17 protein-coding genes are annotated in these 16,325 nt (G+C 72.2%); 9 read left to right on the top strand and 8 right to left on the bottom strand.

What is annotated here, in order from left to right; genetic code table 11:
- Positions 1 to 91: 91 nt before the first annotated feature.
- The gene (locus ACFY0O_RS10210; RefSeq protein WP_388945145.1) at positions 92 to 1,855 is read right to left on the bottom strand and encodes an acetyl/propionyl/methylcrotonyl-CoA carboxylase subunit alpha; all 1,764 of its coding nucleotides are present in this window, start codon (positions 1,853 to 1,855) and stop codon (positions 92 to 94) included.
- 378 nt (positions 1,856 to 2,233) lie between these two features.
- Between ACFY0O_RS10210 and ACFY0O_RS10205 the strand changes: the two genes are divergently transcribed.
- Entirely contained in the window at positions 2,234 to 2,677 is a 444-nt protein-coding gene (locus ACFY0O_RS10205) for a hypothetical protein (RefSeq protein WP_388945142.1), read from the top strand.
- Here the strand turns inward: ACFY0O_RS10205 and ACFY0O_RS10200 are convergent.
- From ACFY0O_RS10200 to ACFY0O_RS10185, 4 genes are all read right to left on the bottom strand, one after another.
- Entirely contained in the window at positions 2,658 to 3,266 is a 609-nt protein-coding gene (locus tag ACFY0O_RS10200) for a Maf family protein (protein WP_388945602.1), read from the bottom strand. The two genes, ACFY0O_RS10205 and ACFY0O_RS10200, sit on opposite strands and share 20 nt — an antisense overlap.
- 1 nt (position 3,267) lies before the next feature.
- Positions 3,268 to 3,402: a morphogenic membrane protein MmpB gene (gene mmpB / locus ACFY0O_RS10195; RefSeq protein ID WP_358893606.1), complete on the bottom strand. Its 135-nt coding sequence runs from the start codon at positions 3,400 to 3,402 to the stop codon at positions 3,268 to 3,270.
- A 114-nt stretch (positions 3,403 to 3,516) separates the two neighbouring features.
- Complete coding sequence (locus ACFY0O_RS10190; RefSeq protein WP_388945139.1) at positions 3,517 to 3,729, bottom strand: acyl-CoA carboxylase epsilon subunit; 213 nt, start codon at positions 3,727 to 3,729, stop codon at positions 3,517 to 3,519.
- Between the two features lie 21 nt (positions 3,730 to 3,750).
- Positions 3,751 to 5,343 carry an acyl-CoA carboxylase subunit beta gene (locus ACFY0O_RS10185; protein WP_358893608.1) on the bottom strand — a complete coding sequence of 531 codons (1,593 nt, stop codon included), beginning with the start codon at positions 5,341 to 5,343 and terminating at the stop codon, positions 3,751 to 3,753.
- Positions 5,344 to 5,474: 131 nt separating this feature from the next.
- On the opposite strand from ACFY0O_RS10185, the gene ACFY0O_RS10180 reads away from it, so the two are divergent.
- The 5 genes from ACFY0O_RS10180 (at position 5,475) to hutH (ending at position 11,392) form a co-directional block, all read left to right on the top strand.
- Entirely contained in the window at positions 5,475 to 6,341 is an 867-nt protein-coding gene (locus tag ACFY0O_RS10180; RefSeq protein ID WP_388945136.1) for a biotin--[acetyl-CoA-carboxylase] ligase, read from the top strand.
- Positions 6,342 to 6,554: 213 nt separating this feature from the next.
- Positions 6,555 to 7,730 (top strand): adenylate/guanylate cyclase domain-containing protein, encoded by a 1,176-nt coding sequence (locus tag ACFY0O_RS10175; RefSeq protein ID WP_388945133.1) that lies wholly within the window; start codon positions 6,555 to 6,557, stop codon positions 7,728 to 7,730.
- Between the two features lie 31 nt (positions 7,731 to 7,761).
- Positions 7,762 to 8,571 carry an enoyl-CoA hydratase/isomerase family protein gene (locus tag ACFY0O_RS10170; RefSeq protein ID WP_388945130.1) on the top strand — a complete coding sequence of 270 codons (810 nt, stop codon included), beginning with the start codon at positions 7,762 to 7,764 and terminating at the stop codon, positions 8,569 to 8,571.
- Between the two features lie 77 nt (positions 8,572 to 8,648).
- The gene (locus tag ACFY0O_RS10165) at positions 8,649 to 9,770 is read left to right on the top strand and encodes a diguanylate cyclase domain-containing protein (protein WP_388945127.1); all 1,122 of its coding nucleotides are present in this window, start codon (positions 8,649 to 8,651) and stop codon (positions 9,768 to 9,770) included.
- A gap of 80 nt (positions 9,771 to 9,850) precedes the next feature.
- Complete coding sequence (hutH, locus tag ACFY0O_RS10160) at positions 9,851 to 11,392, top strand: histidine ammonia-lyase (RefSeq protein ID WP_388945599.1); 1,542 nt, start codon at positions 9,851 to 9,853, stop codon at positions 11,390 to 11,392.
- Between the two features lie 319 nt (positions 11,393 to 11,711).
- On the opposite strand, the gene ACFY0O_RS10155 is transcribed toward hutH, so the two are convergent.
- Positions 11,712 to 12,038: an LPXTG cell wall anchor domain-containing protein gene (locus tag ACFY0O_RS10155; RefSeq protein WP_388945124.1), complete on the bottom strand. Its 327-nt coding sequence runs from the start codon at positions 12,036 to 12,038 to the stop codon at positions 11,712 to 11,714.
- A gap of 107 nt (positions 12,039 to 12,145) precedes the next feature.
- Between ACFY0O_RS10155 and ACFY0O_RS10150 the strand changes: the two genes are divergently transcribed.
- Together ACFY0O_RS10150 and ACFY0O_RS10145 are read left to right on the top strand one after the other, a co-directional pair.
- A complete protein-coding gene (locus ACFY0O_RS10150) occupies positions 12,146 to 12,487 on the top strand; it encodes a hypothetical protein (RefSeq protein ID WP_388945122.1) in 342 nt (113 codons plus the stop codon).
- 144 nt (positions 12,488 to 12,631) lie between these two features.
- Positions 12,632 to 13,888 (top strand): Ig-like domain-containing protein, encoded by a 1,257-nt coding sequence (locus ACFY0O_RS10145; RefSeq protein WP_388945119.1) that lies wholly within the window; start codon positions 12,632 to 12,634, stop codon positions 13,886 to 13,888.
- A 54-nt stretch (positions 13,889 to 13,942) separates the two neighbouring features.
- On the opposite strand, the gene ACFY0O_RS10140 is transcribed toward ACFY0O_RS10145, so the two are convergent.
- Entirely contained in the window at positions 13,943 to 14,845 is a 903-nt protein-coding gene (locus ACFY0O_RS10140; RefSeq protein WP_388945116.1) for a helix-turn-helix domain-containing protein, read from the bottom strand.
- Between the two features lie 157 nt (positions 14,846 to 15,002).
- On the opposite strand from ACFY0O_RS10140, the gene ACFY0O_RS10135 reads away from it, so the two are divergent.
- Entirely contained in the window at positions 15,003 to 16,049 is a 1,047-nt protein-coding gene (locus tag ACFY0O_RS10135; RefSeq protein ID WP_388945113.1) for an NAD(P)-dependent alcohol dehydrogenase, read from the top strand.
- Here the strand turns inward: ACFY0O_RS10135 and ACFY0O_RS10130 are convergent.
- Positions 16,016 to 16,159, bottom strand: a complete 144-nt coding sequence (locus ACFY0O_RS10130) for a hypothetical protein (protein ID WP_388945111.1) — start codon at positions 16,157 to 16,159, stop codon at positions 16,016 to 16,018. The two genes, ACFY0O_RS10135 and ACFY0O_RS10130, sit on opposite strands and share 34 nt — an antisense overlap.
- Between the last annotated feature and the right edge of the window lie 166 nt (positions 16,160 to 16,325).

Genomic DNA, 16,325 nt, shown 5'->3' with positions numbered 1-16,325 from the left:
CGGGGCTATAAATAGCCCCGCCGGCGTTTTCGGGAAGCCCGAAGGCCCCCGCCCGGTCAGCCGGGCGGGGGCCTTCGTACGTGCGGGGGTGTCAGTCCTTGATCTCGCAGATGGTGGCGCCCGAGGTGAGCGACGCGCCGACCTCGGCCGTCAGGCCGACGATGGTGCCGGAGCGGTGCGCGTTCAGCGGCTGCTCCATCTTCATCGCCTCCAGGACGACGATCAGGTCGCCCTCGTTGACCTGCTGGCCCTCCTCCACCGCGACCTTGACGATCGTGCCCTGCATCGGGGACGCGAGGGTGTCGCCGGAGGCGGCCGGGCCGGACTTCTTCGCGGCGCGGCGCTTCGGCTTGGCGCCGCCCGCTGCGGCCGTGCGGGCCAGGGTCATGCCCAGGGAGGACGGGAGGGAGACCTCCAGCCGCTTGCCGCCGACCTCGACGACGACCGTCTCGCGGCCGGGCTCGTCCTCGGTGTCCTCGGCGGCCGGGGCCGCGAACGCGGGGATCTCGTTGACGAACTCGGTCTCGATCCAGCGGGTGTGGACCGTGAACGGGTTGCCGTCGGCCGGGGCGAAGGCGGGGTCGGCGACGACCGCGCGGTGGAAGGGGATGGCGGTGGCCATGCCCTCCACGTTGAACTCCGCCAGGGCGCGGGCGGCCCGCTGGAGGGCCTGCTCGCGGGTGGCGCCGGTGACGATCAGCTTGGCGAGCAGGGAGTCCCAGGCGGGGCCGATGACCGAGCCGGACTCCACGCCGGCGTCCAGGCGGACGCCCGGGCCGCTGGGGGCGTCGAACCTGGTGACGGTGCCGGGGGCGGGCAGGAAGTTGCGGCCCGGGTCCTCGCCGTTGATGCGGAACTCGAAGGAGTGGCCGCGCAGGACGGGGTCGCCGTAGCCGAGTTCCTCGCCGTCGGCGATGCGGAACATCTCGCGGACCAGGTCGATGCCGGCGACCTCCTCGGTCACCGGGTGCTCGACCTGGAGGCGGGTGTTGACCTCCAGGAAGGAGATGGTGCCGTCGGTGCCGACGAGGAACTCGACGGTGCCCGCGCCGACGTAGCCGGCCTCCTTGAGGATGGCCTTGGACGCGGCGTACAGCTGCGCGTTCTGGGCCTCGGAGAGGAAGGGGGCCGGGGCCTCTTCCACGAGCTTCTGGTGGCGGCGCTGGAGCGAGCAGTCGCGGGTGGAGACGACGACCACGTTGCCGTGGGAGTCGGCCAGGCACTGCGTCTCGACGTGGCGCGGCTTGTCGAGGTAGCGCTCGACGAAGCACTCGCCGCGGCCGAAGGCGGCGACGGCCTCGCGGACGGCGGACTCGTAGAGCTCGGGGACCTCTTCGAGGGTGCGGGCGACCTTCAGGCCGCGCCCGCCACCGCCGAAGGCGGCCTTGATGGCGATGGGCAGGCCGTGCTGCTCGGCGAAGGCGACGACCTCGTCGGCCCCGGAGACGGGGTCGGGGGTGCCGGCGACGAGCGGGGCCCCGGCGCGCTGGGCGATGTGGCGGGCGGCCACCTTGTCGCCGAGGTCGCGGATGGCCTGCGGCGGCGGGCCGATCCAGGTCAGGCCCGCGTCGAGGACGGCCTGGGCGAACTCGGCGTTCTCGGACAGGAACCCGTACCCGGGGTGGATGGCGTCGGCGCCGGAGTCGGCGGCGGCCTGCAGGACCTTGCCGATGTCGAGGTAGCTGGCCGCCGGGGTGTCACCGCCCAACGCGAAAGCTTCGTCTGCCGCGCGGACGTGCAGAGCGTCCCGGTCCGGATCGGCGTAGACGGCTACGCTCGCGATCCCGGCGTCCCGGCAGGCCCGGGCAACGCGGACAGCGATTTCGCCACGGTTGGCGATGAGCACCTTGCGCACGATGGCTCCCTCCTTGAAACAAGCTGAGTTTAGGGACTGCCGACACGGCCTTACGACCCTTCCCCGGTGGTGAGCTTGCCCACACAGAGCGTGATGCGAGTGCCCCTTGAGTGCGAAAACCCTTGTGTCGGCCCAGGTCAGGGAGATCCCCGACTGCACAGTAACCCTGTGGCGCGTCGAAGGTCTCTGTTCTGCGGGTCAGCGGCCCCCGTCGATTCTTTGTGGAGTCCCTACGAACGGCCTAGGCAATCTTTGCGTGAGAGCCGTCACGGCGCCCGTCGCCCAACGGAGCCGTCCCGACCTCTTGTCCGCGGGTTTACTCGTTAGTAGCCTCCCTGACATCGAACACGCTTGTGGCGTGGGAGGGATGGGGGCGTCGTGCTGCGCAGACTCGTGGCGGGGCTGGGCGCGCTCGCGCTCGTCGTGGAGGCCGCGGTGCTCGTGGTCGTCCACCTGGTGCTCGGACGGACGACGGCCGATCAGTCGATGTCCATCCAGGGCAGCGACCCGGACCTCATGTCGAAGGCGACCTACGGGCTGGGCGCCGCCATCGGCGCCTTCCTCCTGCTGACCGCCGTGCTCCTCGCCGTCGCCGCCGTAGGGAACCACCCGCCCGGCCGCTTCGCCCGTGTCGTCCTCGTCGCTGCCGCCGTCACCCACGCGGTGCTCGGCGCCCTCGCGGCCGCCCTCGTCGGCTGGGGCGCCTTCGCGGCGACGATGGCCGTCTTCTGCCTGATCGTGGGCGTCCTGATGCTCCACGCGGACGGCGAACCCGGAGCGCGCGCGGCGGCCGGGAAGGGGCTCAGACCCACAAGTCCGTGATGGACACGCCCAGTTCGCCCAGCAGGGAGCGCAGCAGCGGCATCGACAGGCCGATGACGTTGCCCGGGTCCCCGTCGATGCCGTCGATGAACGCCGACGACAGCCCGTCCAGCGTGAACGCCCCGGCCACGTGCAGCGGCTCGCCGCTCTCCACGTACGCCGCCACCTCCGCGTCCGTCGGCTCGCCGAAGCGGACCGTCGTGGAGGCCGTGGCCGAGACCTGACGGCCCGTCGCCGTGTCGATCACGCAGTGGCCGGTGCGCAGCACGCCGGCCCGCCCGCGCATCGACTTCCAGCGGGCCGTGGCCTCCGCCGCGTCCGCCGGCTTGCCGAGGGCCTCGCCGTCCAGCTCCAGCACCGAGTCGCAGCCGATCACCAGCGCGCCGGCGGCCTCCGGCAGCTCGGCCACCACGCCCGCCTTGGCCTCGGCCAGGGCCAGCGCCAGCTCGGCGGGCTCGTCGTGGTCCAGGGTGTCCTCGTCGAAGCCGCTGACGATCACGTGCGGGGCCAGACCGGCCTGCCGCAGCAGGTTCAGCCGGGCGGGGGAGGCGGAGGCGAGGACGAGCGTGCGTACGGTCATGGGGGCCAGCCTAGAACGGCGCCACGCCCAGCACGTAGACGCCCACCACCAGCGCGAGCAGCAGCACCACCAGCATCCGCCGCAGCATCGCCTGTGCGTCCCGCATGTCCTTGGGCGGCTCGTCCTTCGGGTCTGACCAGAGCATGCTCCGATCCTTGCCCCGGCACGGCGGTGGCGCCTGAGTACGGGTACTCAGGCGCCACCGTCCGTTCGCGCCATCTTCGGGTGCCCCGCGGGCCCCCGGGCCCCGTGGGGGGCCTCAGCCCTGGTGGGGCCAGTACGTACGGCCCCACGCCCGCGGTCCCGGCCGCATGACGTGCCGCCGGGCCACCCGGGCCGGCGCCGCCCACTCGTCCGGGACCCGGGGGGCGCCCGACGGCGCGGCGGCCAGCGCCGCCGCGCGCGCGTGGACCACCGCCAGTGCGGCGGCCAGCTCCTCGGGGGTCGGGTTGCCCTTGACGACCTTGATCATCACTGTGAGCTCCTCGGGGACCTAGAGGGGGATGTTGCCGTGCTTCTTGGGGGGCAGCGACTCCCGCTTGCTGCGCAGCTGCCGCAGCCCCTTGACCACGTGGGCGCGGGTCTCGGACGGCATGGTCACCGCGTCGATGTAACCGCGTTCGGCGGCCGTGTACGGGTTGAGCAGGGTGTCCTCGTACTCGGCGATGAGCCGGGCCCGGGTCTCCTCCACCTCCTCCGGAGCGGCTTCCGCGAGCGTGCGCCGGTGCAGGATGTTCACCGCGCCCTGCGCGCCCATGACGGCGATCTGGGCGGTCGGCCAGGCCAGGTTCAGGTCCGCGCCGAGGTGCTTGGAGCCCATGACGTCGTAGGCGCCGCCGAAGGCCTTGCGGGTGATGACGGTGATGAGCGGGACGGTGGCCTCGGCGTAGGCGTAGATCAGCTTCGCCCCGCGCCGGATGATTCCGTTGTACTCCTGGTCGGTGCCGGGGAGGAAGCCCGGCACGTCGACGAAGGTCAGCACCGGGATGTTGAAGGCGTCGCAGGTCCGGACGAAGCGCGCGGCCTTCTCCGAGGCGTTGATGTCCAGGCAGCCGGCGAACTGCATCGGCTGGTTGGCGACCACGCCCACCGGGTGTCCCTCGACGCGTCCGAAGCCGGTGAGGATGTTCGGGGCGAACAGGGACTGCGTCTCCAGGAACTCCCCGTCGTCCAGCACGTGCTCAATCACAGTGTGCATGTCGTACGGCTGGTTCGCACTGTCCGGGATCAGCACGTCGAGTTCGAGGTCGGTGTCGGAGACCTCGGTGTCGGCCTCCTCCGGGAAGGCCGGGGGCTCGGACAGGTTGTTCGACGGCAGGTACGCGAGCAGTGACTTCACGTACTCGATGGCGTCCTTCTCGTCGCCCGCCATGTGGTGCGCCACGCCGGAGGTGGAGTTGTGGGTGCGGGCGCCGCCGAGCTCCTCGAAGCCGACGTCCTCGCCGGTGACCGTCTTGATGACGTCCGGGCCGGTGATGAACATGTGCGAGGTCTGGTCGACCATGACCGTGAAGTCGGTGATCGCCGGGGAGTACACGGCGCCGCCGGCGCAGGGGCCGACGACCAGGCTGATCTGCGGGATCACGCCCGAGGCGTGGACGTTGCGGCGGAAGATCTCGCCGTACATGCCCAGCGCGCTGACGCCCTCCTGGATGCGGGCGCCGCCGGAGTCGTTGATGCCGATGACCGGGCAGCCGGTCTTCAGGGCGAAGTCCATCACCTTGATGATCTTCTGCCCGTAGACCTCGCCGAGGGCTCCGCCGAAGACGGTGAAGTCCTGGGAGAACACGGCCACGGGGCGGCCGTCGACCGTGCCGTAGCCGGTGACGACGCCGTCGCCGTAGGGGCGGGTCTTCTCCAGCCCGAAGTTGGTCGACCGGTGCCGGGCGAACTCGTCCAGCTCGACGAACGACCCCTCGTCCAGCAGCAACGCCACCCGCTCACGTGCCGTCAGCTTGCCCTTGGCGTGCTGCTTCTCGACGGCGCGCCCGGAACCGGCGTGCGTGGCTTCCTCGACTCGGCGCCGCAGGTCCGCGAGCTTGCCCGCGGTCGTGTGGATGTCGATCGGCTCTGAGGGTTGGGACATCGGGGTCGCGGCTCCCTGTGTGGTGTCAACTGCCTGGTCAATTGATTGACTGCTGCTGGCTACTGGTGCGTAGCGTATCGGCGGGCATGGCGCTCGGCAGTGCGGCGTTTGACACACCTACATTGGGTTGCATGACTCCACAAGATGCTCCAGCCGGAGCCAATCCGGGCCGCTGGTCGAGCCTGGACCGGCCGCCGCTGAACGCCTCCGTCCTCACGCGGGGGCTCGTCGTCGAGGGTGGGCTGTGGACCTCGCTGGAGGTCGTCGCCTCCACCGGGTCCACCAACACCGATCTGGCGGCGCGGGCCGCCGGGCTGCCCGAGGGGGCCGTGCTGGTCGCCGAGGAGCAGACCGCCGGTCGGGGACGGCTCGACCGCAGCTGGGTCGCGCCCGCCCGGTCCGGGCTGTTCTTCTCCGTGCTGCTCAAGCCGGGGCCGCGCGTGCCCGAGGAGCGGTGGGCGTGGCTGACCCTGCTCGCCGGGGTGGCCACGGCGACGGGGCTCTCGCGGGCGGCGGGCGTGGACACGCTGCTGAAGTGGCCCAACGACCTGCTCGTGACCGTGGAGGGCGAGGAGCGCAAGGCGGGCGGGATCCTCGCCGAGCGGGTGAGGGACGGGGTGGTCATCGGGATCGGCCTCAACGTGACCCTCACCGAGGACGAGCTCCCCGTGCCGACCGCGGGCTCGCTGGCCCTCGCCAAGGCCACCGTGACCGACCGGGCACCGCTGCTGAAGGCCGTCCTGCGGTCCCTGGAGGAGTGGTACGGGCGCTGGCGCGACGCCGCCGGGGACCCGGGGGACAGCGGGCTGCAGGAGACGTACGCGGCGGGCTGCGCCACCCTGGGCCGGCACGTCCGGGCGGACCTGCCCGGGGGCCGGGAGCTCGTCGGCACCGCCGAGGCGCTGGACACCGACGGGCACCTGGTGATCCGGACGGCCGACGGGGAGCGGGTGGCGGTGGGTGCGGGCGACGTGGTGCACCTGCGGCAGGTGAGGTAGAGCCTGGAAGGGGGGGCCGGGTCGGGGCCCGGCGTCGGGATCCCCTGTCCGGCCGAAGCGGGCACGAGGCTCTGAGCCGAAGGGGCGCGCGCTGTGAGCCGGGCTCAGGCGCCCCGGAGGCGAAGAGCCTCCCGAAAGACGGGTGAGTGAGCTACGGCACACCTGCCGTATGGTTTAGGCGATCCCGATCGGGCTCCCCGGATTGCGCACGGAATGGACAGGAGGCGGCCCTTGACCGTCGGCGACCCCACGTCCAGCGCGTCCTCGTCCGGCCCTTCGGGTAGTCCCGGGACGCCGATCGGGCGGGACCAGCACACCCCCTTCCACGAGGTCGACCACGCGGCCCAGCCCACGGCGGATCCGCTCGCCATCCGGCTGGAGCAGCTCATCCTGGGCGCGGAGCGGCGCTACACGCCCTTCCAGGCGGCCCGCAGCGCCGGTGTGTCGATGGAGCTGGCCTCCCGCTTCTGGCGGGCGATGGGCTTCGCGGACATCGGGCAGGCGAGGGCGCTGACGGAGGCGGACGTGCTGGCGCTGCGGCGCCTGGCGGGCCTGGTGGAGGCCGGGCTGCTGAGCGAGCCGATGGCGGTGCAGGTGGCGCGGTCCACCGGGCAGACCACCGCCCGGCTGGCGGAGTGGCAGATCGACTCCTTCCTGGAGGGGCTGACGGAGCCGCCGGAGCCCGGGATGACCCGCACGGAGGTCACGTACCCGCTGGTCGAGCTGCTGCTGCCGGAGCTGGAGGAGTTCCTCGTCTACGTGTGGCGGCGCCAGCTGGCGGCGGCCACGGGCCGGGTGGTGCAGGTCGCGGACGACGAGGAGATGGTCGACCGGCGGCTCGCGGTGGGCTTCGCGGACCTGGTGGGCTTCACCCGGCTGACCCGGCGGCTGGAGGAGGAGGAGCTCGGCGAGCTGGTCGAGGCCTTCGAGACGACGGCGGCGGACCTGGTCGCCGCGCACGGCGGCCGGCTGATCAAGACGCTCGGTGACGAGGTGCTGTACGCCGCCGACGACTCGGCCACGGCGGCGGAGATCGCGCTGCGGCTGATCGAGACGATGGAGGCGGACTCGCGGATGCCGGAGCTGCGCGTGGGCATCGCGTTCGGCACGGTGACGACCCGGATGGGTGACGTGTTCGGGACGACGGTGAACCTGGCGAGCCGGCTGACCTCCATAGCGCCGAAGGACGCGGTGCTGGTGGACGCGGCGATGGCCGAGGAGCTGGCCCGGACGGGCGCGGCGCCGAAGTCGGAGAAGGACGCCGAGAGCGAGGAGGGCGGGGGCTCGTACCGCTTCGCGCTCCAGCCGATGTGGCAGCGGCCGGTGCGTGGACTGGGTGTCGTGGAGCCCTGGTCGTTGACGCGGCGGACGCCTAAGATCCCCGGGTAACGTTCGTTAACTTTTCCGGGGAGTGTGTGCCGTGGGCGGGAGCGAAGTCCGGTTCGGGGAGTTCGTGGCGGTGCGGCGGCACGGTGACGGCGGGGTGGTCGCGGAGCTGGTGCTGGACCGGCCCAAGGCCATGAACGCCGTCTCGACGGAGATGGCCCGTTCGATCTCCGCCGCCTGTGACGCGTTGGCGGCCGATCCGGGCGTACGGGTGGTCGTGCTCTCCTCGACGCACGAGCGGGCCTTCTGCGTGGGCGCGGACCTCAAGGAGCGCAACTCGCTGTCGGACGCCGAGCTGGTGCGCCAGCGGCCGACCACCCGGGGTGCGTACGGGGGCGTGCTGGAGCTGCCGATGCCGACGGTCGCGGCGGTGCACGGCTTCGCGCTGGGCGGCGGCTTCGAGCTGGCGCTGGCCTGCGACGTGATCGTGGCCGACGAGACGGCGGTCGTGGGGCTGCCGGAGGTGTCGGTGGGCGTGATCCCGGGCGGCGGGGGCACGCAGCTGCTGCCGCGCCGGGTCGGGGCGGCGCGGGCCGCCGAGCTGATCTTCACGGCCCGCCGGGTCGAGGCGGCCGAGGCGCTGTGCCTGGGCCTGGTCGACGAGGTGGCCGAGGCGGGCGGGGACCGGGCGCGGGCCCTGGAGCTGGCGGCGGCGATGGCGGCGAACTCCCCGGTGGGGCTGCGGGCGGCCAAGCGGGCGCTGCGGCTGGGGCACGGGATGGACCTGGCGGCGGGGCTGGAGATCGAGGACGCGGCCTGGCGGACGGTGGCCTTCTCGGGGGACCGCGCGGAGGGCGTGGCGGCGTTCAACGAGAAGCGCAAGCCGCAGTGGCCGGGGGAGTAGGCGGACCGATGATTTCAAGTTCACCCAAAATCGCGCCATCCATCACTTAATCGGATAAACATCCCTAATCTGGGGTGATGGGAGTTGACGGGCGGCTTCGGGCCGTCGTGGGCCTCGCGCAGGCCATGGCGGCGGCCTGCGCGCCGCGGGACAGTGTCCGGGCCGCCGCCCGGGGGGCGCGGCTGGCGATGGACGGCTCCTTCGCCGCCATCTCCGCCTGGGAGCGGGAGCGGGGCCGGCTGCGGGTCCTGGTGAACGAGGGGGAGCTGCGCCCCGGGGAGGAGGAGTTCCCCGAGGACGAGTCCTACCCCGTCCACGACTTCCCCGAGATCACCGAGTTCCTGCACGAGCGCTGGGTCGGGGGCGCCGGCCCGCACGCCTGGGTCGACAGCGCCGACGGCGGCCGGCCGGGGCGCCGGGGGGCGGCCCTGCGGGCGCGTGGGCGCGGGACGTGCGTGGTGGCGCCGATCGTGCTCAGCGGGCGGGCCTGGGGGGAGCTCTACGTCGCCCGGAACGAGGGGCTGCCCGGCTTCGACGACACCGACGCGGAGTTCGCGACCGTCCTGGCGGCGGTGGTGGCGGCCGGGCTCGCGCAGAACGAGCGGCTGGAGGAGGCCCGGCGGCTGGCCTTCACCGATCCGCTGACCGGCCTGGCCAACCGGCGGGCCGTGGACATGCGGCTCGACGAGGCGCTGGAGGCGCACCGGCGCACGGGGGCGGTGGTGAGCCTGGTCGTCTGCGACCTGAACGGCCTCAAGAAGGTCAACGACACCCTCGGGCACGCCACCGGCGACCGGCTGCTGGAACGTTTCGGCTCGGTGCTCAGCCTGTGCGGGGCCATGCTGGCGGGCACCCTGGTCGCCCGGCTGGGCGGGGACGAGTTCTGCCTGGTCAGCGTCGGCCCCTCGGCGGACGAGGTGGTGCGCGTCACCGAGGAGGTCTGCGTACGGGCGGCCGCGCTGGAGCTGGGGGAGGGCGTGGCCTGCGGGGTGGCCTCCACCGGGGACCCGATCGGGGCGGTGAAGTCCTCCCGGCGGCTGTTCCGGTTGGCGGACGCCGCGCAGTACAAGGCCAAGGCCGCCCGGTCGGTGGGCCCGGTGGTGGCCGGCCGGGACACGGCGGTGGTCCGGCTGGCCGACGCGGCGGCGCGCGAGGCTCCGGGGGAGCGGCGGCGGTTCCGGGGGCGGGTTGATCCGTAAGGGGTAACCGGCGGACCCGATCGTGACATTTTCCGCTAGTGACATGAAGGGATTCAGTCCGTAGGGTGCTGAATATGGATATGCACACTGTCGTGGTGGGGACCTCCGGGACCACCGCCGAGGACGTCATCGCCGTCGCCCGAGGCAACGCGCGGGTCGAGCTGTCCGGCGAGGCGCTCGAAGCCCTCGGCCGCGCCCGCGAGATCGTCGACGCGCTCGCCGCCAAGCCCGAGCCCGTCTACGGCGTCTCGACCGGCTTCGGCGCCCTCGCCTCCCGGCACATCAGCCCCGAGCTGCGCGCGCAGCTCCAGCGCAACATCGTCCGCTCGCACGCCGCCGGCATGGGCCCGCGCGTCGAGCGCGAGGTCGTCCGCGCCCTGATGTTCCTGCGCCTGAAGACGGTGGCCTCCGGTCACACCGGCGTACGGCCCTCGGTCGCCCAGACCATGGCCGACCTCCTCAACGCCGGCATCACCCCCGTCGTCCACGAGTACGGCTCCCTCGGCTGCTCCGGCGACCTCGCGCCCCTCTCCCACTGCGCCCTCGCGCTCATGGGCGAAGGCGACGCCGAGGGCCCCGACGGCACCGTCCGCCCGGCCGGCGAACTCCTCGCCGAGCACGGCATCGAGCCGGTCGAGCTCCGCGAGAAGGAGGGCCTGGCCCTCCTCAACGGCACCGACGGCATGCTCGGCATGCTGGTCATGGCCCTCGCCGACCTGCGGACGCTGTACACCTCCGCCGACATCACCGCCGCCCTCACCCTGGAGGCGCTGCTCGGCTCGGAGAAGGTCCTCGCCCCCGAGCTGCACGCCATCCGCCCCCACCCCGGCCAGGGCGCCGCCGCCGCCAACATGGCGGCTGTGCTCAAGGGCTCCGGCCTCACCGGGCACTTCCAGGAGGAGTCCGCGCCGCGCGTGCAGGACGCCTACTCCGTGCGCTGCGCCCCCCAGGTCGCCGGCGCCGGCCGCGACACCATCGCGCACGCCGCCCTCGTCGCCTCCCGCGAGCTGGCCTCCGCCGTCGACAACCCGGTCGTCCTGCCGGACGGGCGCGTGGAGTCCAACGGCAACTTCCACGGGGCGCCGGTGGCGTACGTGCTGGACTTCCTGGCCATCGCCGCCGCCGACCTGGGCTCCATCGCCGAACGGCGCACCGACCGGCTCCTGGACAAGAACCGCAGCCACGGCCTGCCGCCGTTCCTCGCGGACGACGCCGGCGTCGACTCCGGCCTGATGATCGCCCAGTACACGCAGGCCGCCCTGGTCAGCGAGATGAAGCGGCTCGCCGTCCCGGCGTCGGCCGACTCCATCCCGTCCTCCGCCATGCAGGAGGACCACGTCTCCATGGGCTGGTCGGCGGCGCGCAAGCTGCGCACCGCCGTCGACAACCTGACGCGCATCATCGCCATCGAGCTGTACGCGGCCACCCGCGCCCTGGAGCTGCGCCACGGCCTCACCCCGGCCCCGGCCAGCCAGGCCGTCCTCGCGGCGGTCCGCGCGGCGGGCGTCGAGGGCCCCGGCCCGGACCGCTTCCTGGCCCCGGACCTCGCGGCGGCCGACGCCTTCGTCCGCGCGGGCGCCCTGGTGGCGGCGGTCGAGCCGGTGACGGGGCCGCTGGCGTAACGGCACGGCGCCTGCGGGGCCGCGCTCCGGGGGGTTCCCTGGGGCGCGGCCTCGCCTTTTTCCAGCGGTGGGGGGGGGAGGGGGCGTGGCCCCGCTCGGCGGTCTCAGAGAGGGGTTGGGGCTTTCCCGTCAGTCCCACTGTCCTTCCGGTTCGGGCCGGCCTGTCAAGGGCGCTCCTTCGTCGCGTCGCTGCGCGATGGCCTTCGGCCACCCTTGACAGCCCGTCCCGACGCGGAAGGACGATGAGACTGGCGGGAAAGCCCCAACCCCTCTCTGAGACCGCCCCGCCGGGACCCGGTCATCCCCGGGTGCCGGGCCCCTACCCCACGCGGGCCCGGCGGACGGAGAAGGCGACGAAGCCGGCGCCCAGGCCCAGGCAGAGGGTGCCGCCCAGGACGTACGGGGTGGTGTCGATGCTGCCCGTGTCGGCCAGGGAGAGGACCGTGACGGTCGCGGGGCGTTCCTCCGGGGCGATGGTGCCGTCCCCTGTGCCCTCGCCCGTGACGGTGCCGGTGTTGGCGGCGGCCGGGGCTCCGGTGGACGTTTCGGGTTGCGGGGCGGTGGCGTTCGCCGACGGGACGAACCAGAGGGCGGCGAGGAGGGTGGTCGCTCCGAGAGCGGTGAGCAGCGGTCGAGGTGCGGACACGGTGCGATCCCCCTTGCGGAAGCAGCGAATTGGCCGTGTGCGCAGATGCTAGTGAAAGGGGCGGGTCGCGGGAAAGTCGAGGCTGTCAGGGGCTTACTCTCCGTCGTATGAACCCTTCTGAGACATCACGTTACGTCCGACTTCGGGTGGATTTGGTGCTGGAGGTGTCGGATTCCGACGCCCTCATCGGCGCCGCCCTCGCGCACATCAAGGCCGACGAGTTCATGCCGGACGAGGAACGTGGCCACGCCGAGTCCGCGGTGAGGGAAGATGAGTCCGAGGCCCTGGCCTACCTCGTCGACCCGACCGACCTGGTCGCGGAGCTCGCCGGCGTGGAGCTGGCCCAGGCCTCGTGGAGCAGTGAACCCGTCGAATACGACCCCGAGTCCCTGGAGTGGGACCTGGACGAGGAAGATGGGGACTTCGAAGAAGAGGCCGACAACGCCTGACCGTGGGGTTGCACACATTCGAACGGAATGTGGAACCGAACCGCGTCGTTAACGCGTTGTCAGGACGTGCAGGGGGTGATGCCCCCTGCCCGGCCCGATCCCGGGAATGCAGCCTCGGGGTTTCCGGCAACGATGGAGTGACGTGTGAGGACGTACAGCAAGCGGCGGCGAAGGTCCCTGGTGGCCGTGTCCGCTGTGCTCGGCGGCGTACTGATGCTTTCGGCCTGCAACGACGGGGGTGCCGACAAGTCTCAGGGCGGTGGTTCGGCCAAGTCCCAGGCCGACGTCGACGCGGCGGCGGCGAAGGACGCTTCCAAGGCGAAGATAGCGATCACGCCCAAGGACGGCGCCACCAACATAGCCACGACCGACGGCGCGAGCGTCACGGTCAGCGACGGCACGCTCACCAAGGTCGAGCTCAAGAGCCCCGACGGTACGGCCGTCGAGGGCAAGATCGCGGCCGACGGCAAGAGCTGGAAGCCGGACGGCGCGCTGAAGCGTTCCACGAAGTACGCCCTGGCGGCGACGGCGAAGGACGAGGCCGGGCGCGAGGCGCACGAGAACGCCTCCTTCACCACCCTGTCGCCCGAGAACAGCTTCATCGGCGACTACACGCCGGAAGACGGTCAGACGGTCGGCGTGGGCATGCCGGTCTCGATCAACTTCAACAAGCCGATCAAGGACATGAAGGCCGTCCAGGCGGCCATCACGGTCACCTCCAGCACCGGCCAGGAGGTCGTCGGCCACTGGTTCGGCAACCAGCGTCTGGACTTCCGTCCGGAGGAGTACTGGAAGGCGAACTCCACCGTCACGCTGAAGCTGGCGCTCCAGGGCGTGCAGGGCGCGCCCGGCATCCAGGGCGTGCAGAACAAGACCGTCACCTTCAAGGTCGGCCGGAGCCAGGTCTCCACGGTCGACACGAAGACCAAGAAGATGACGGTCACCCGCGACGGGCAGGTCATCAAGACCATCCCGATCTCGGCGGGCTCCCCGGAGAACCCGACCTACAACGGTCAGATGGTGATCTCCGAGAAGTTCAAGGAGACGCGGATGGACGGCTCCACCGTCGGCTTCAAGAACAGTGAGGGCAAGGGCGAGTACGACATCAAGGACGTCCCGCACGCGATGCGGCTGTCCACGTCGGGCACGTTCATCCACGGCAACTACTGGGGTGCCGACTCGATCTTCGGCAGCGTCAACACCAGCCACGGCTGTGTCGGCCTGAACGACTCCAAGGGCGCCAACGACCCGGACACGGCCGGTGCGTGGTTCTACGAGAACTCGCTCATCGGTGACGTCGTGACCGTGGTCAACTCCCCGGACAAGACCATCAAGCCGGACAACGGTCTCAACGGCTGGAACATGAGCTGGGCCGAGTGGAAGGCCGGTCCGTCCGCCTGACGTGATGTGAACGGCGGGGAGCCCTCCTTCGGGAAGGCTCCCCGCCGTCGTCGTTCAGGTCCGCTCCTCCGCGGGCGCAGGCGCGGGCGCGGGCGCCGACACCGGCGCCATGGGGGCCGTCCACGACGACAGCAGCCGCAGGGCGTCCGCCGACGGGGAGCCCGGGGCGGCGTGGAAGGTGACCAGGAACTGGGCCGGGTCGTCGGGCAGGGTCAGCGTCTCGAAGGACAGCTCCAGCTCGCCCACGAGGGGGTGGCGAAGCTGCTTCACGCCGTGCGTCTTGTCGGCCACCGTGTGCGCCGCCCACAGCCGGCGGAACTCCTCGTTCTTCACCGACAGCTCCCCGACCAGCGCCGTCAGCTGCTCGTCGTCGGGGTGCTGGCCCGCGTACAGGCGCAGGTTGCTGACCACCTCGCAGGCCCGGCACTCCCAGTCCGCGTACAGCTCCGCCGTCGCCGGGTCCAGGAACACCAGCCGCACCAGGTTGCGCTCCGCCGGCGGGTGCGCCCCGAAGTCCCCGAACACGGCCGCGGCCAGCCGGTTCCAGCCGATCACGTCCTGGCGCCGCCCCACCAGGTACGCCGGGACGCCCTCCATGGCGTCCAGCAGAGTGCGCAGTTCCGGGCGGACCTGCTGGGGGCGGCGGGAGCGGCCGCCCCGGCGGGTGCGGGGGCTCGCCAGGTGGTTGAGGTGGGCCGTCTCCGCGGGGCCCAGGCGCAGCGCCCGCGCTACGGCGTCCAGGACCTCCGCCGACACGTTGTGGCCGTGGCCCTGTTCCAGGCGCGTGTAGTAGGCCACCGAAACCCCGGCCAGCTGTGCGAGCTCTTCCCGGCGCAGGCCCGGTACCCGGCGGCGCCGCCCGTAGTCGGGCAGGCCCACGTCCTCGGGGCGCAGCCGGGCGCGGCAGGTGCGGAGGAAGTCCCCCAGTTCGGCTCGTTGGTCCAGGTGGTGGTCCATAGCGCAAGTATCCGTGCCGGGGCCGCGCCGCGCGGGGCTCAGCCTGACCCCCTCAGGGGTAGGCACGGCGGTCCTAGGTTCAGCAGGGGTCTGGGTGCGCGGGCGGGGCCGGGCCAGGGTGGAGGACGTCGCAGTACCGACCGAGGAGAACACCCCCATGTCCGTCACCCAGGTAACCGCCTACGCCGCCCCCGCCCCCAAGGCCCCGCTGGAGCGCACCACCGTTCCGCGTCGTCCGGTCGGCGAGCACGACGTCCTCATCGAGATCAAGTACGCCGGCATCTGCCACTCCGACATCCACCAGGTCCGCGACGGCTGGGGCGAGGGGATCTTCCCCATGGTCCCGGGGCACGAGATCGCCGGCGTGGTCGCCGAGGTCGGCGCGGGCGTCACGAAGTACGCGGTCGGCGACCGGGTCGGCGTCGGCTGCTTCGTCGACAGCTGCCGGGAGTGCGAGTACTGCCTGGCGGGGCAGGAGCAGCACTGCGTCCGGGGGATGACCGGCACCTACAACGCCCTCGACCGGAACGGCGAGCCGACGTACGGCGGTTACTCCACGCACCTGGTCGTCGACGAGAACTACGCCGTCCGCATCCCCGAGGGCCTGTCGCTGGACGTGGCCGCGCCGCTGCTGTGCGCCGGGATCACCCTGTACGCGCCGCTGAAGCACTGGGGGGCGGGGCCGGGCAAGAAGGTCGCGATCGTCGGCCTGGGCGGCCTCGGGCACATGGGCGTGAAGATCGCGCACGCGCTGGGCGCGGAGGTGACCGTCCTGTCGCAGACCCTGCGCAAGAAGGAGGACGGCCTGCGGCTGGGCGCCGACCACTACTACGCGACGGCCGACGGGGCCACGTTCGAGGAGCTCAGGGGCCGCTTCGACCTGATCCTCTCCACGGTCTCGGCCCCGCTGGGCCTGGACCGGTACCTCTCGCTGCTGCGGGTCGGCGGCACGCTGGTGAACGTCGGCGCCCCGGAGGAGCCGGTGGAGCTGAACCTGTTCTCGGTGATCGGCGGCAACAAGACCCTGGCCGGCTCCATGATCGGCGGCATCGCGGAGACCCAGGAGATGCTGGACTTCTGTGCGGCGCACGGGCTGGGCTCGGAGATCGAGGTGATCAGCGGCGAGCAGATCAACGAGGCCTACGAGCGGGTCCTGGCCAGCGACGTCCGCTACCGCTTCGTGATCGACACCTCGACGATCTGACCCTTCCGCCCCCGCGCCGCCGCCCGCCCCAGGGCCCCCCGCAGCCGGTCCCGGGCCGCCGCCTGCGCGGCGATCCGGTCCTCCAGGCCGGCGAGCCGCTGCCGGGCCACGCCGCGTCCATCCGCCGTAGACCGCCCGGTTGAGGGCCGTTGCCGATCTCGTCGAGATGGACTCCCATGTCGGCCAGGTCGACGAGCTGCCCGGCCAGACGTTCGACCTCGGTCACGACCTCCGGAGGAAGGCCGCCCGCGACGTGGGCGTGGTCGGGGTCGTATT

The organism is Streptomyces sp. NPDC001594, from assembly GCF_042893675.1.
Taxonomy (GTDB): Bacteria; Actinomycetota; Actinomycetes; order Streptomycetales; family Streptomycetaceae; genus Streptomyces.
This window is presented reverse-complemented; position numbering and strand designations above follow the sequence as displayed.